This is a genomic window from Mycobacterium sp. IDUB_36 (assembly GCF_055419225.1).
In genome coordinates this window covers 534,713-549,857 of record NZ_JBVAXH010000001.1, presented here as the reverse complement: position 1 = coordinate 549,857, position 15,145 = coordinate 534,713, and the positions used below count along the sequence as shown (strand labels likewise).

At 65.4% G+C, this 15,145-nt stretch carries 12 protein-coding genes; 6 read left to right on the top strand and 6 right to left on the bottom strand.

Going from position 1 to position 15,145, the window contains the following annotated elements; all coding sequences use genetic code 11:
* The first annotated feature begins 10 nt into the window (after positions 1-10).
* Entirely contained in the window at positions 11-1,234 is a 1,224-nt protein-coding gene (locus ACZYW1_RS02610; RefSeq protein ID WP_463787648.1) for a winged helix-turn-helix domain-containing protein, read from the top strand.
* Here the strand turns inward: ACZYW1_RS02610 and ACZYW1_RS02605 are convergent.
* The 4 genes from ACZYW1_RS02605 to ACZYW1_RS02590 are packed head-to-tail and all read right to left on the bottom strand — an operon-like array spanning position 1,222 to position 8,421.
* Complete coding sequence (locus ACZYW1_RS02605; RefSeq protein ID WP_463783019.1) at positions 1,222-3,297, bottom strand: FAD-dependent oxidoreductase; 2,076 nt, start codon at positions 3,295-3,297, stop codon at positions 1,222-1,224. The genes ACZYW1_RS02610 and ACZYW1_RS02605 overlap by 13 nt on opposite strands.
* A complete protein-coding gene (locus ACZYW1_RS02600; RefSeq protein WP_463783018.1) occupies positions 3,297-6,491 on the bottom strand; it encodes an ATP-binding protein in 3,195 nt (1,064 codons plus the stop codon). The genes ACZYW1_RS02605 and ACZYW1_RS02600 overlap by 1 nt, the downstream gene beginning before the upstream one ends.
* Positions 6,488-6,985 (bottom strand): hypothetical protein, encoded by a 498-nt coding sequence (locus ACZYW1_RS02595; RefSeq protein WP_463783017.1) that lies wholly within the window; start codon positions 6,983-6,985, stop codon positions 6,488-6,490. Before ACZYW1_RS02595 ends, ACZYW1_RS02600 begins: the two co-directional genes overlap by 4 nt.
* Positions 6,982-8,421, bottom strand: a complete 1,440-nt coding sequence (locus ACZYW1_RS02590) for a hypothetical protein (protein ID WP_463783016.1) — start codon at positions 8,419-8,421, stop codon at positions 6,982-6,984. Before ACZYW1_RS02590 ends, ACZYW1_RS02595 begins: the two co-directional genes overlap by 4 nt.
* 115 nt (positions 8,422-8,536) lie before the next feature.
* On the opposite strand from ACZYW1_RS02590, the gene ACZYW1_RS02585 reads away from it, so the two are divergent.
* From ACZYW1_RS02585 to ACZYW1_RS02565, 5 genes are all read left to right on the top strand, one after another.
* Positions 8,537-9,214 carry a hypothetical protein gene (locus tag ACZYW1_RS02585; protein WP_463783014.1) on the top strand — a complete coding sequence of 226 codons (678 nt, stop codon included), beginning with the start codon at positions 8,537-8,539 and terminating at the stop codon, positions 9,212-9,214.
* The gene (locus ACZYW1_RS02580; protein WP_463783013.1) at positions 9,211-10,263 is read left to right on the top strand and encodes a polyprenyl synthetase family protein; all 1,053 of its coding nucleotides are present in this window, start codon (positions 9,211-9,213) and stop codon (positions 10,261-10,263) included. Before ACZYW1_RS02585 ends, ACZYW1_RS02580 begins: the two co-directional genes overlap by 4 nt.
* Before the next feature lie 120 nt (positions 10,264-10,383).
* Positions 10,384-11,136 carry an FAD-dependent thymidylate synthase gene (gene thyX / locus ACZYW1_RS02575; protein WP_463783012.1) on the top strand — a complete coding sequence of 251 codons (753 nt, stop codon included), beginning with the start codon at positions 10,384-10,386 and terminating at the stop codon, positions 11,134-11,136.
* 55 nt (positions 11,137-11,191) lie between these two features.
* Positions 11,192-12,094, top strand: a complete 903-nt coding sequence (gene dapA, locus ACZYW1_RS02570) for a 4-hydroxy-tetrahydrodipicolinate synthase (protein ID WP_463783009.1) — start codon at positions 11,192-11,194, stop codon at positions 12,092-12,094.
* A gap of 4 nt (positions 12,095-12,098) precedes the next feature.
* On the top strand, positions 12,099-13,775 hold the full coding sequence (locus tag ACZYW1_RS02565) for a ribonuclease J (protein ID WP_463783007.1): 1,677 nt from the start codon (positions 12,099-12,101) through the stop codon (positions 13,773-13,775).
* On the opposite strand, the gene ACZYW1_RS02560 is transcribed toward ACZYW1_RS02565, so the two are convergent.
* Both ACZYW1_RS02560 and ACZYW1_RS02555 read right to left on the bottom strand, forming a co-directional pair.
* Positions 13,762-14,199 (bottom strand): hypothetical protein, encoded by a 438-nt coding sequence (locus tag ACZYW1_RS02560; RefSeq protein ID WP_463783005.1) that lies wholly within the window; start codon positions 14,197-14,199, stop codon positions 13,762-13,764. The two genes, ACZYW1_RS02565 and ACZYW1_RS02560, sit on opposite strands and share 14 nt — an antisense overlap.
* Positions 14,200-14,272: 73 nt before the next feature.
* Entirely contained in the window at positions 14,273-15,145 is an 873-nt protein-coding gene (locus tag ACZYW1_RS02555; RefSeq protein ID WP_463783003.1) for an SAM-dependent methyltransferase, read from the bottom strand.

The following is a 15,145-nucleotide window of genomic DNA, read 5'->3' as shown; positions in this document are numbered from 1 at the left end:
CGCGGTGTCCATCCGGACCTCGAAGCTCAGTGCCACCCAAGCCCGGCGAGTAGCCGTTGCGGCACAAGGATTTAACGAACCACACCCCGGCGGGGCGGTCACCCGGGCGCACCTGCGCCGGTTGATCTCACGCATCCAGGTCTTGCAACTGGACTCGGTGTCGGTCGCGGTACGGGCCCACTACGCGCCGGTGTTCAGCCGGCTCGGACCCTACGACCGGGATGTACTCGACCGCGCGGCCTGGGCGCACAGTGCGCGCTCACCCCGGCTGTTGGTCGAATACTGGGCGCACGAGGCCGCATTGATGGCCGTCGACGACTGGCCGCTGATGCGCTGGCGGATGGGCCAGTATCGGCATGGCCGCTGGGGCACGCACATTGTCAAGGCCAACCCGACGCTTGCCGACAGAATCCTGGCCGCCGTCGAGGAACTCGGTCCCAGCACCGCCGGACAGATCGAGGCCCACCTGGCCACCGCGCCGCGCGGTCCCCGCGGCGACTGGTGGGGGAGTCGAAGCGACACCAAGTGGGTGGCCGAGGCGCTCTTCGCTGCGGGCAGGCTGACCACCGCGACCCGGGTCGGGTTCGCCCGGCACTACGACTTGGTCGAAAGAGTGTTGCCGGCCGAGGTGGTGAACCGTGAAGTCGACGAAGACGAAGCGGTCCGCGAGTTGGTGCGGCGGGCCGCCGGCGCGCTGGGAGTGGCCACCGAGCCCGACATCCGCGACTACTTCCGGCTGGCCCCCACGCAGGCCAAACCGGCGCTCGCGCAGCTGGTCGCCGCCGGCGAGTTGGAGCAGGTTCAGGTCGACGGATGGTCGGCACCCGCGTATCTTGCTGCGGGACAGACTATTCCGCGGCGAGACCAAGGGACCGCGCTGTTGTGTCCGTTCGACCCGCTGATTTTCTTTCGTCCGCGGGTGGAGCGAATGTTCGGATTCCACTACCGCATCGAGATCTACACGCCGGCCAGCAAGCGTCAGTACGGCTACTACGTGTGGCCGTTTCTGCTCGACGGTGAATTGGTGGGACGGGTCGACCTCAAGGCCGATCGCACGGCCGACGCGTTGCACGTGGTGGGCGCCTTCGTCGAAGACGGGCAGCCGCCCGCGCGGGTGGCTGAGTCGCTGGTCACCGAGTTACACGCGATGGCAGGTTGGTTGGGATTGGCCGGCGTGACGATTGGCCGACGCGGCGACCTGGCGGCGGCCCTGCGCACGGCTCAGGGCAGATAGATACCGCGAAGGCGGTGAAAGCGGTGCCGCCGCTGCAGTGCGTTGGCCGCGATCAGCCCCGACATCACCGCCGCTTCGATGCAGCCCGCGTTCATGGCGCAGTCTGTCCAGTCGCCGGCCAGAATCAGGTTGTCATAACCGCTCTCGTCGGGCCGTAGGCGATAACGCTCGGTGCCGGGAGCCGATTGCACATAGCGGTCCGACGGGTCGACGTTGACGCTCAGGTGCTGAGTGTTCAGCGCGGCGCTGCCACGCTCGCCGTTGACCCCGCTGAGCAGGTGCCAGTCGAAACCGTTGTCGTTGAACGCATTCGGGAAGAATGGTCGTAGATTGTCATTGATGAAATCGGCCGCCTGGTCACGCACTTGCTGCTGGTAGCGATCCAGGTAGTGAGCGCCCGAGTCGGTGGTCGGCCAGGTCGCGTTCATCGTGCCGCAGAAATAGGCGACGGTTCCCGGACGATCACTTTCCGGCCAGTCCTCGCTCCACAGCGTCTGCGGCATCGAAGCCCAGGTTTCGAACGGCCGCAGGTAGGCGCTGATCGTGACGGCCGGCTCATGCCAACCCAAAGTGGGTTCGTCAGGGCGAAGCCAGAGTTGGAACGCTTGCGTCGCGACAGTCCTTACCCGGGAGGTCATCTCCTGCCAGTCGATACGATCCGCGATCAGTTCCTCGGCGACGATCGGGAGCATCCCCACCGAGACCGCGAGTACCACGTGGTCGAAATCGACATCGCGGCGCAGGATTCGCGACTCCGCGTCGCTACGGTCGGACCAGTGCGTCTCGAGTGCATGCCAGCCCGCGTCGGGCATCTGGTTCTCAGCCAGTTGCTCGGTCAACGGGATACTCGGAAACACCGGCAGCCCATGGACTTTGGTCAGCGGATCATAGGTTCCACATCCATCGGCAAGGCGGACCTGGCGGCCCATCGTGATCGAGTCGATGGCCAGACGCCGGTCATCGAGGTGTAGAGCGTCGAGGCGGTGGAAGAATTCGAAGTGCACGCCGCGCTGCCGCAGTGCCTGGTACAGCGGGGCGACCACGATGTCGCCCATCCCGGCGGTCATCTTCCAGAAGATGGCGCCCTTGTACTGAAACAATGCCAGCGCGGTCAGGAATATCGCCTGTCCCGCGCCGAATGCCGGTCGCTCTGGATCGGCGTCCTCGTAGGCGAACACCAAGTCGTACAGGCCCCGCACCAGGGCGAAATCGAGGACGTCGGGATGCGCCCCATGGCGCAGAAGCCATGCGTTGTAGTCCTCGTCGTTGATCGCTCGAAAACCGCGGGGGTCGGTCACGAGATTGTCGGTGAGGATGCCTCGGATCACCGCGACCATCATGGACAACAGTTGCCATGACCGCCGGTGGTCCGGCCTACGTTCGCAATCGAGCGCCTCGCGAGTCGCCTGCACCGCACTGTCGATGATTGTGGCCAACGAGGGCATTGCCGTGTCCGGGTCGGCAAGTGCCATCATGGCGGCCATCGCGGCGCACTGGACTGCATCGAGCCAGCGTGAGGTGGGCGCGGGTTCGGCCGACGTGGACAGCTCCACACCGAGAGGTGCTGCACTTCGCTGGGATTCGGCGAAGTCGCGCACCAGTTGCACCGCACGGCGGGTGAACTCGAACACCGTCATCTCTCGCCCGGTAGCATCCGGTTCGCCCGGAAGGCCCTCGTTACGGGCGAACGTCCCCAGCCACATCAGCCAGTCATTGCCGAATCTGTCTGCCAACCCCAGGTTGTCCCCGGGAATGAAGGCTTGATCCCACGTCTTGATCGGCGCTGCCGGATCGGTTGTCGAACGGTCGATTTCGCTGTAGCACTCGCGGAGCATGCCGAATGCATTCTCGTAGTAGCCCAGCCAGATGTGCAGTCCGTGCTCTTCGATGCGGCCGTGCGGACCGCGACTGGAGGCACCTTTACCGCCGAGTCGCCAGCCGCGCTGGTAGACGGTGATGGAGTCGAAGCGGTCACGCCATCCCGGTTCGCTGAGCCGCCATGCTGTGCTGAGTCCGGCCATACCGCCCCCGATGATGGCGACCTTGCCTCCGGGCCGGCCCACTACAGCAGGGCCCGTGCTCGAGTCAGTTCCGGCCACGCGCTATCGGCCGGGAATCGGCTGATCGCATCCGCCAGTACACCCCGGGCGGGCTCACCGCGTATCTCGAAATCATCGATGGCGGACCGTAGTTCGAAGATGAATGCTCCTTGTTGGCGAGCAGTCGCGATGGCCGTCCGCAGGTCTTCGTCGCGGGCGTCGACGTCATCGGCGGTGTGGGCGCGCAACCGCAGCAATTCGGCTCGGTAGAAGTCGAGCCCGTTCTCGCGGGCCAGTTCCAGTGCGATGTCGAGCCGTTCACGCGCCGCGTCCAGCTGGCCTGAAGCGGCCAGGAGTTGGGCGAGGACTGCGTCGTAGAACGACACGAACAAGATCGCTTCCGCCTCGCGCCAGCTTTGGACGATGAAGGTCAGCATCTCGATGTGGGTAGACAGCTGGTCGACCTCACCGGCGGACAGCGCGGCCAGCGCATTGACCGTCGCCAACTGAGCGGTGCCCATCGCGACCCAGTAGTCGAAGCCGTGCCGCTGGGCCTCCGCCCTCAGGTCCTCGGCCACGGCCGCGGCGGCACCGAGTTGGCCGGCCTCGATGCGCACCCAGATCTCGTAGCAGCGCTGGAAGGCATGGCTGAACGGACCCTGCGGAAAGTCGAGCAGCGCCGAGCGGTGCACCGCGTCGGCGAATAACTCCTCGCAACCCGCCAGGTCGCCCTCGACACACCGCGCAAGTGAAAGGTGCGTCTGTGCGGACACGGTGGGCTCGTTGGGAACAAACCACGCGTTGTCGAAATTCGGAATGCCAACGGCCACCAGCGCCGCCGTCGCCTCCTCGAGCACCGGTCGCGATGCGGTGAAATCCCCGCTGTACCAGGCCACGATGCCGACTGCCACATCGTTTGCGGGATGAAACCAGTGCTGGCGGTTCGACCATTTGGCGCGCATGGATTGCGACAGCTGCAGCGTCCGTCGGAGGTCTCCGCGAGGCAGGTAATACGCCCACAAGGCAGTCAGGGTGGCGAACAGCTCGGTCTCACGCATGTTCGTGCCCGCGAGTTGCAGGCAGCGTTCGAAGTCGACGGCGGCCTGGGGGCTGGCGGTTCCTTCGGCGGCCGATGCAAGAAAGCCGCGCCGCAGACGAAGTCTGGTCTCGCGGCGATCGCGCGCGGGCCCCGGTGCCGCTCGCTCGATCTGCTCAATGGCTCGGGTGAGATGAGCTCGTGCCTCGTCGAGGCCACCCCGACGTCGGGCGTCGTGTGCCGCCAGCCGGTAAGCGTCCGCTGCCTCGTCGAACCGGTCCGCGTGTTCGTAGTGCACCGCGACGAGATGCCAGTCGGGAGTCTCCGAACCGCGTACCAACGCGTCAGCCACCCGGCTGTGCAAGATCCGGCCCACGCTGGGCGGTGGCAGCTCGTAGGCGACTTCGCGGAGCAGCTCGTGCCGGAAACGCCAGCTGTCGGCGCCGGTCGGCTCGAATACGCGTGCCGTCTCCAGGTCGCGAATGGATTCCTGCAGTTCGGATTCGGTCATATCCACCACGCCGCGCAGTATTTCGCGGTCGAATCCTCGGCCGATCGTCGCCGCGGCTTCGACCACCTGAATGGTCGTGTCACTGGCACGAAGGCGCGCGAACAGCGGTTCGTAAAGCGCGTCCGGCACCCGCGCCCACCTTGCGCCGTCAGCCGGCTGGTCGTGCAATTTGGTGACGATTTCCTCGATGTAGAGCGGCACCCCGTCGCAGCGGTGTTGGACCTCGGCACGCGCTTCGGCGGGCAACGTCGGGTCGAGTGCGGTGATCAATTCGTCGGTCTCGGCAGCCGTCAACGGCGCGAGATCGAACGTTGTGATTTCAGGAATCTTCGGCAGCGATCCGGGTTCTCGCGCCGTGATCACCACAAGCAGCCGGCCCGTGTCTGCGCGCAGCAGCGACTCGATGACGCTCAGCGTCGACGAGTCGAACCACTGCACATCTTCGGCGAGGATCACCGCTGGTCCGTCGGCGACGATCGCGATCAGATACCGCTGAATCGCCTTCGCGATCAGGCGTGACAGCTTGACGCCGTCGGCGCGAACGGGCTCGTAACCGTGTTCGGCGGATATGCCCAACGCCAAAGCCAACAGTGGGACAGTGGATTCCGGTGCGAACCCGTGCGAACGGACTTGCTGCTCCAGCAGTCGCAGCCGGTCGGATTGTTCGGTGGTCCGCTCGATTCCGCATTGCTGCTCGATCAGGGTCCGAATCGGGTACAGCCCTACATCGCCGTGAAATGGAGACCCGATCAACGCCAAAACCGGATTGCCCGATTGCTCGGCGATGTCGGCGGCCACGGTGGCCAGACGACTCTTGCCGACGCCGGCTTCGCCGGTGAAACCCACGCCCGGCTTGGTCAGCGAACCCCGCTGTGCCTCAATCCAACTGGATTGCAGATGGCGCAGTTCATCGGAGCGGCCGACGAGCGGGCCGAGCGGTATCCGAGTCCAGCTGACGCGTTCACCGACGACCTGGAAATGCTCGACGGGCTCGTCGATCCCTTTGACGGTTTGCGCCGTCCTGGCCTCGAGTTCGAAGTAGGCGCGGGCCATCGGTGCGATCGCACCGGAGACTACGACGCCGTTCGGCGGCGCCAGTCCAGACACCCGGGATGCCAGGTTCGCGCCGAGTCCGTAGACATCGTCTTGCGCGACATCCAGGTAGACCAGGCCACGGTGTATCCCGGCGCGCACCGAGATCTCGAACCCGAAGCGCGCCTGGACATGCGTGCTGAGCCGCGCGACTTCCCGAGTGATGTCGAGGCCGGCCTGCACCGCCCTTCGCACGTCGTTTTCGTGTGCCTTCGGGTGACCGAACACCGCCAGCAGTCCGTCGCCCTTGGTGGAGAAAACATGCCCCTCGTAACGATTGACGGTGTCGTTGACTTGTTGGCGGTATCGTCCGATCACAGTGCGGTAGATCTCGGGTTCGATTCGGGTGGACAGTGCGGTCGAATCGACGACGTCGGCGAAAAGAATTGTCAATCTTCGTAATTCGCCGGTTCCGGCGGCGGGGGTCGCCAGGAGGTCTTCGGCTTCGCGGTTGCCGCTGTCGACGGCCAGCACCTGCTGCGCCAGTGCGCTCGCGGTCGCGCGGTCGCCGCTGTTGAGGGCTTGGACGGCACGGTCGAGCAGCTCGTCGATCGTGCGCGGCGGTCCGGTCGTGCTCACAGGTCGATGATGACGTCTATCTCGACGGATTGGGCTGCGGGGGAACCGATCTGAGTCAACCGAATCCGCCCCCGATAAGTGCCGCTGCGGAGATTCGGCCACTTGACGCCGACCCGAAACGACGTCGCGTGAACTCGGATGGCCGCGGGCAGAAAATAGATCGACGGGCCGGGGATGACGCATGACGGCGACCCGTCCTGCACGAATGGTCGGGCGACTGATAGTGATCGCTGGAACTCGCCGTCCGGCTCGACTCTGATGAAGTCCGAGAGGTCATGCGCATCGGGCTTGTGCGGCAGGCACGGAACCGGGTTCATTTCGAGGCTGGTGGTCAAGGCAAGATTGATCAGTTGCTGCGACGACTTGGCCCACTTCTCCGTGCCGAATTTTTCGTCGTTGATCGCGGTATTGGCTTGCAGCACGATGTCACCGGCCTGCTTGACGAAACGGCGCGCGGACTCTGCCCACTGGGTGATGAGCGAGGCTGTGGTCATTGATCGTTCCCCTGCGTCGGTTCGCGTAGTCGCTCGAGATAACGCCACGGGTCGACGGCCAGACGCACCGCCAGGTCCGTTCCATAGGCGATGCTCTCTTCGAGGGGCACCTGGCCCGCTGCCCACTTGGCTGCGATGGCGGCACTTTTGGTCGACATGTCGTCGATGCACTCGTTGGCCATCGCGATGGCAATCTCGATGGCGCGGCGGCTCGGATCGCTCGGTTGGTCAGGCTGCCCCGGACTCCCCGGTGATCCCTTCTGCGGTGGTGCTGTCGATGGAGCCCAATCCGTCCATCCCTGAGGGTTTTTCGCGCGCTGCTTGACGCCGCCGATCAGCATGTCCATACCCTCGTAGCCGTATCCCATGGAGCACGCGAAGATCGCGCCGGCGATCCATGACAGGTTGTGAAATGCCACGACTTTGCGGGTTCGCACCCGGACACCGCGGGATGCGGGATTGTCGTTCGTCGCCGTCATCCTGATGAAGCCTTCGTCGACGACCACCCGGCCGTCGCCCTTGCCGTCGTCGGCCGGTTGCTCGTCGAGCGCGTAGTTCAGATACGCCGTCACCGCGGATTCGTCGGCAGGTGGTCCTTTCCAGTATTTCAGCGGCGTCACCATCTGCGGTGTGCCCGTGATCGGACAGGTCGTGCTCACATGCTCGAGGACCCTGCTCCAGCCGTCGGTTCTTGCCGGTTTGGGGATCATCGCGCAAAAGAACGACAGGCACCTGTTCCAGTTCAGCGGGTCGATGACGTTCTTGAGTTCGGCGAGCGAGACGTCCGCACTCTCGAATTCCGTTGTCAGAACCGCACTCACGTGGCCGCGGACCCACTTGGCTTTCAGATCGCACAGCGGCACGGTGGCCACCTGGTCATCGATCAAATTCTGGTCCGCGGCGGACCGCATGACACCAGGCCAGTCGCTGCGCTGACGGAAAGCGTTGCGCAACAGGGTGAGCAGACCGTCGTCGGCAGCGGCGTCCGATACTCGCGCGGAAGAGGAACGCAGTGGGGTGACAATCTGCAGGGTTCGCGAGAACTGCTCGTCCCACTCTTCGCGACCCTGGTAGATCGGGAGCTGGCTGAGCGCCCCGATGGCATAGACCATCCGGGACAGCTGCACGGGGCTCGGTGAGTCGGCGTCGTCCTGGTGGTCGGGTGAGGACGTGCGTAGCTGCAGCACAGTCAGCGCGTCGCTCAACTCCGGAGCTGGTGCAGATGCGTGGGCATCACGTGGACCCGCGTCGAGGGGATCCGCCAGAAAACCCAGCAGTTCGTCGTACCAGCCGGCGTTGGCCCCGGTACTGCCGGGCAGGTAGCGCTCGACGACCTCCTCGACCACCGCGCCATGGTTATCGGTCACGGCGCGATCGAGGGCGCCGTAGAGCGCCAGAAGGGCTTGGTTGACGGTTGCGACATCAGGCGCAGTCATTGAGGCCTCCGGTACCGGTTTGCCCAGGTAGCATACCGTCGCACGGGTCGATTTACAGCGTTAACTCAGATGAAATATTGTTTGCCCGGATACGGCCGGCTCGATGGGAGGATTCTTGACCAGACAAGGGTTCGACGACGACGGCACAATCGACGACCTGCCGTGGGCCTCGGTGTTCGATCCGGCCGCAAATGCCAGAGCGCTCAGTGCGATTCAGGCCGAAGGTTTTCGCGCCGCGAGCCGCATCGTCGACCGGTTCGTTCGCGCCGTCGAGCCCAAAGGTGATGGGGGAGCGGACGACGCCGTCGTCGGCGAGAGCGCCACAACCGGCGACGGCCTCCATGAGTTCGAGCGCCTCACGCGGGCATGGTGGTCGATGACCGGGCAGTTTCTGCTGCGTTCACTACCGGCGACGGCGAAAAACGGCCCCGAGTCGGTGAGTTTGGATGTCGACGACCCGAAAGTCGGGCGGGGTGTCAACGTCGATGTGGCGGTCGGAGAGTCGGTCGGCAGCGAGATCTGGCTGCACAACCGGGGAACCGACGACCATGGCGTGGTGCGGCTGCACGTCAGTGATCTGCTCAGCCACGACGGCCATGTAATCCCGGCCGCCGCAGTACGATTCGATACCGAGGCGGTACCGATGCCGGCCCGGTCCAGCCGGGGAGTGAGCATCGTCATCACGGTCGCGACCGACGTCCGGCCTGGCATCTACCGGGGTAACGTGCTGGCCGGCGGCAACCCCGATCTGTGGCTGCCGGTGACGCTGACAGTGCGGCTGCCGAGCGCATGACCAGCACCGCCGACCGCGCAGCCCTGGTGAGCGTGGTCGACGAGCGTCTGCGGGAGGTCGCCAAGCTGGTTCGCCGATCCATGCTCGACGCAATACCCGACGGTGAACCGACCCAATGGCTCTACGCGCCGATGCGGGAATACCCGTCACGGCCGGGCAAGGCGCTCCGGCCGGCCCTGTGTTTGTCTGCGGGGCGGGCATTCGGCGCCGAGGCGAATGAGCTGCTGGGTCTGTCCGTCGCGATCGAACTGTTGCACAACGCGTTTCTGATCCACGACGACATCGCGGACGGCAGCGAAATGCGTCGCGGCAGGCCAACTTTGGCAACCTCACACGGCATGGCCGCGGCACTGAACGCGGGTGATGCGCTGGCAGTGGTCGCCGGGCAGGTGTTGCGCCGGGCCACCCGTCGCCTGGACCGTGATCTCGCGGATCTGGTGTGGGCCGAATTCGACACCATGGCGATGCGCACCCTCGAGGGGCAAGCCACCGAGGTGGGGTGGCAGCTCGACAACGTCGAGGACGTCCAGCCTGACGACTACCTACACCTGATCATGCACAAGACATGCTGGTACACCACGATTCATCCGCTGCGGGTCGGCGCCATCGTCGGCTCCCGCGGCACCGCCGACCTCGGACCGTTGGTTCGGTTCGGCTTCCACTTCGGCGCCGCGTTTCAGATTCGCGATGACCTGCTGAACCTGGTGGGCGATGAACAGCTTTACGGCAAAGAGATTCTGGGCGACCTCTACGAAGGCAAGCGGACGCTGCCGCTGGTGCATCTCGCATCCGCGGCGCACGGGCACGATCGCGATGTCGTCAGGGATTACCTGCAGCGGAGCAGGCCCGAGCGATCGGCGGAACTCGTGCAGCGTGTGCGCGCGCTGATGGACGACTACGGCAGCATCACTTTCACCAGCGAATACGCCGAGGGCATTCTGCTCGTCGCCGAGGAGTATTTCCAGGACGCCTTCGCCGACGCCGAGCCCGGGCCGGACCTGGATTTCTTGCGGGCGCTGGTGCCCTACGTCTGGGCCCGCTGGCGATGATTGCCGGGCTCCTCCTCATCGCGCTGCGCGCTCTGCATCGTCGCCCGGCTAGCCATGATTGCCGGGCTCCTCCTCATCGCGCTGCGCGCTCTGCATCGTCGCCCGGCTAGGGTATTCGCCGTGGCTGAGACCGCGCCGTTGCACGTGCAATTGATCGCCAAGACCGACTTCCTCGCCCCGCCCGACGTGGACTGGGACACCGACGCCGACGGCGGTGAGGCGCTGACCGAGTTCGCCGGCCGGGCGTGCTACCAGAGCTGGTCGAAGCCCAACCCCAAGACCGCGACGAATGCCGGCTATCTCCGACACATCATCGACGTCGGACACTTTTCGGTGCTCGAACACGCCAGCGTCTCGGTATACATCACCGGCGTATCGCGCTCGTGTACCCACGAGCTGATCCGTCACCGCCACTTCTCCTACTCACAGCTGTCGCAGCGTTACGTCCCCGAAAACGACTCACGGATTGTCGTACCGCCCGGCGTGGCCGGCGACGACGAGCTGCAGCAGATCCTCACCGAAGCCGCCGACGCCGGCCGCGTGGCCTACACCGAGCTGTTGGACAAGCTCGAGGCCAAATTCGCCGATCAACCCAACGCGGTGCTGCGCCGCAAGCAGGCCCGTCAGGCCGCCCGGGCGGTACTGCCCAACGCCACCGAGACCCGCATCGTGGTCACCGGCAACTATCGTGCGTGGCGGCATTTCATCGCGATGCGGGCCAGCGAACACGCCGACATCGAGATTCGCCGATTGGCCATCGCATGCCTGCGATTGCTGGTCGACGTCGCGCCGGCAGTGTTCGGCGACTTCGAGATCGCGACGCTGGCCGATGGCACCGAGGTGGCGACCAGTCCGCTGGCCACCGAGGCCTGAGCAAACTGCGCCGCACCGGCAAATCGGTTTGGTACCGCCAGGTAACCTTGGGTCCGTGAGCACCGGCGGATTCGACGTTTACACACGCCTGGGCACGCTGCTGACCGCCATGGTGACGCCGTTCGCTCCGGACGGCTCCCTGGACCTGGCGGCCGCCGCCCGATTGGCGATCCACCTGGTCGACTCCGGCTGTGACGGTCTGGTGGTGTCGGGGACCACGGGCGAATCGCCCACCACCACCGACGCCGAGAAGCTGGCGCTGCTGCGGGCCGTACTGGAAGCCGTCGGCGATCGGGCCCGCGTCATCGCCGGCGCCGGCAGCTACGACACCGCGCACAGCGTCCATCTGGCCAAGGCCAGCGCCGCCGAGGGTGCGCACGGTCTGCTCGTCGTCACGCCGTACTACTCGCGGCCTCCGCAGGCCGGGTTGCTGGCGCACTTCACTGCGGTCGCCGACGCGACACCATTGCCGGTGCTGCTCTACGACATTCCGCCCCGCTCGGTGGTGCCGATCGAATACGACACGCTGCGTGCGCTTTCGGCGCACCCCAACATCGTCGGGGTCAAAGACGCCAAGGGCGACTTGCACGCCGGAACGCAGCTGATGGCCGAGTCAGGCCTGGCCTACTATTCCGGCGACGACGCGCTGAACCTGCCGTGGCTGGCGGTGGGTGCGACAGGTTTCATCAGCGTGATCTCACATCTGGCTCCCGGCCAACTGCGAGACTTGTTGACCGCCTTCGCGTCTGGTGATCACGCCACCGCCCGCAAGATCAATGTGGCGATCGCCCCGTTGTCGAATGCGATGAGCCGCCTCGGCGGCGTCACCCTGTCCAAGGCCGGCCTGCGACTCCAAGGCATCGAAGTCGGCGACCCGAGGCTGCCGCAGGTGGCCGCGACGCCCGAACAGATCGATGCGCTCGCCGCCGACATGCGCGCGGCTTCGGTGCTCAGGTGAGCCGGTGGAGGTAGATCTGCTGCCCCCGGGTCCGTTGGCCAAAGGTGGCCTGCGGGTGACGGCGCTGGGGGGAATCAGCGAAATCGGCCGCAATATGACCGTTTTCGAGCATCTGGGTCGTCTGCTGATCATCGACTGCGGGGTGATGTTTCCCACCCACGACGAACCCGGCGTCGACCTGATCCTGCCCGACCTGCGTCACATCGAACACCGTCTCGACGACGTCGAGGCGCTGGTGCTGACCCACGCACACGAAGACCATATCGGCGCGATTCCGTTCCTGCTCAAGCTGCGTCCTGACATTCCGGTCGTCGGCTCGAAGTTCACCCTGGCCCTGGTTGCCGCGAAATGTCGCGAGCACCGGGTCAAGCCGGTCTTCGTCCAGGTGGCCGAAGGCATGCGCACCACGCACGGCGTATTCGAATGTGAATACTTCGCGGTCAACCACTCCATCCCCGACGCCCTGGCCATCGCGGTGCGCTCGGGCGCCGGAACCGTGTTGCACACCGGTGACATCAAACTCGACCAGCTTCCGCTCGACGGTCGGCCCACCGATCTGCCCGGCATGTCCAGGCTCGGTGACTCCGGTGTGGATCTGTTCCTGTGCGACTCGACCAATGCGGAGATTCCGGGCGTCGGTCCCTCGGAGAGCGAAGTCGGTCCGTCGCTGCACCGGCTGATCCGCGGCGCGCAGGGACGTGTCATCGTCGCGTGCTTCGCCTCGAATGTCGATCGCGTGCAACAGATCATCGACGCCTCCGTCGCGCTGGGCCGGCGAGTCTCGTTCGTCGGCCGCTCGATGGTCCGCAACATGGGAATCGCGCGGGACCTCGGCTTCTTGACGGTGGACGAGTCGGACATCGTCGACATCGGCGCCGCGGAGATGATGTCGCCCGAACAGGTGGTGCTGATCACCACAGGCACGCAGGGCGAACCGATGGCGGCGCTGTCGCGGATGTCGCGCGGCGAACACCGCAGCATCACGCTCACCGCCGGCGACCTGATCATCTTGTCCTCGTCGCTGATCCCGGGTAACGAAGAAGCGGTGTACGGGGTCATCGACGAACTTGCCAAGATCGGCGCCAGGGTGATCACCAACCAGCAAGTGCGCGTTCATGTTTCCGGCCACGCGTACTCCGGCGAGCTGCTGTTTCTCTACAACGGAATCCGGCCGCGCAACGTCATGCCGGTGCACGGCACCTGGCGGATGATGCGGGCCAACGCAAAGCTCGCCGCGAGCACCGGTGTGCCGGAAGAGTCGATCGTGTTGGCTGAGAACGGAGTCAGCGTCGACCTGGTGGGCGGCGCGGTGAGCATCGCCGGTTCGGTTCCGGTCGGCAAGATGTTCGTCGACGGGTTGATCACCGGGGACGTCGGCGACACGACGTTGGGCGAGCGACTCATCCTGTCGTCCGGCTTCATCGCGGTGACGGTCGTCGTACAACGTGAGACGGGACGCCCCGCGGCGCCCCCGCAACTGCATTCGCGGGGCTTCTCCGAAGACCCCAAGGCGTTGGAGCCTGTGGTCCGCAAGGTCGAAGCAGAGCTAAAATCGCTTGTGGCGCAGAAAGTCAACGATCCGACCCGGATCGCGCAAGCGGTCCGGCGAACGGTGGGCAAATGGGTGGGGGAGACCTACCGCCGCCAGCCGATGATCGTGCCGACCGTCATAGAAATCTGACCTCGGGATCGAGTAAGCCCATCGCTTCGATGATGTGGCCGAACAACATCCCGACGAAATTCGCCAACGGAGTGCGCCGCAGGATGAGCTGTTGGCGCAGCGGTGTCGCCGTGGTGAAATCGCCGCCGGCCATCTGATCGAGGAGAGCTATCCCGCCGGTGTACTGACGGCGCAACTCCGCCACCCGCTGGCGCAGGGATCCGACCACGTGCAGACCTCCGGGTGCGACATTCAGCACCGACAGCAGACGGTCGACATAGATGATGACCCGGCGCTCGTCCGGATCGTCTTGGGGGCCGAGATCCAAACGGCGCGTTGCGGCGTCGAGAACTGCCGCCTGGTGGGGTGACAGGTAGCGGTACGCCGGTTCGGCACAAGCAACCGGCACGATGCCCGTGAGCGGGACAGCCTCGTCGCTGGCCACGTGTCGAGTATGGCCCCGGCGATGGTCGGGGCGCGGGAATGCCCACGTCACGGCGTGTCGAGCCGTGTCGGGTTTACGTCTTCTCGGCATATGCCGTCCATTCGATCGGTGACACGGTGAGGTGGCGGCCGGTCGGTTCGATATAGCGCTGCATGATCAGATCCGGACCGGCCTGCTCCCGGAGTTGCCAGCCGTGGCCGGCCAGAAACGTGGCAACTTCGTTCGGCGGCAAACCGAAATGCCACAGCTGCCGACGCTGGACGAACCTGCGGTACAGGGCTTCCGCGCCGTAGAGGTTGATGCCGTCGATGAAATCTTTCCGGACGTAGGTGAACACCAGCCGACTGCCGGCCGCCGTCGACCGCAGCCCGGCCAGCGTGGCGTGGACAGCCTCGGGGCTCAGGTACTGGGTGACGGCCTCCCAGACGAACAAGGTCTTGGCGTCGCGGTGATATCCGTGGTCGGCCAGCGTGGTCATGACGTCGTCACGCTCGAAATCCAATGGCACCAGTCGAACTGAGCTGGGCTGTGCTCCCAGCGCCTGCCGCACCGCCGCCGCCTTGCGGGTGATGTTGACCGGTTGGTCGACTTCGAAGATCGGGATGCTGGTCGCGCTCGCCAACCGGTACGCGAGCGTGTCGAATCCGGATCCCAGTACCACTACTGCATCGATGTCCTCGAGGGAGGCGGTGACCACGTCGGCGATGTAGCGCTTACGGCAGTTCACGGCGGCCCACAAGCCAGGGCCCTCCCGCTCCATTGCGGCAATGGTCAACCTTCGCAACAGGTTCGGGGGTGCCACGTTGACGAGCCATCGAAGCGGGGTCGGCAGAAACTTCGCCGCGAGGTCGTCGTCGACCAAACGCCGTCGCGGTAATTCGCTCTGCTCGACGGCGACCAGCAGCATCGGGGCAAAAGCCGTTTGCGCCGCGGGGTTTGGTGCCAC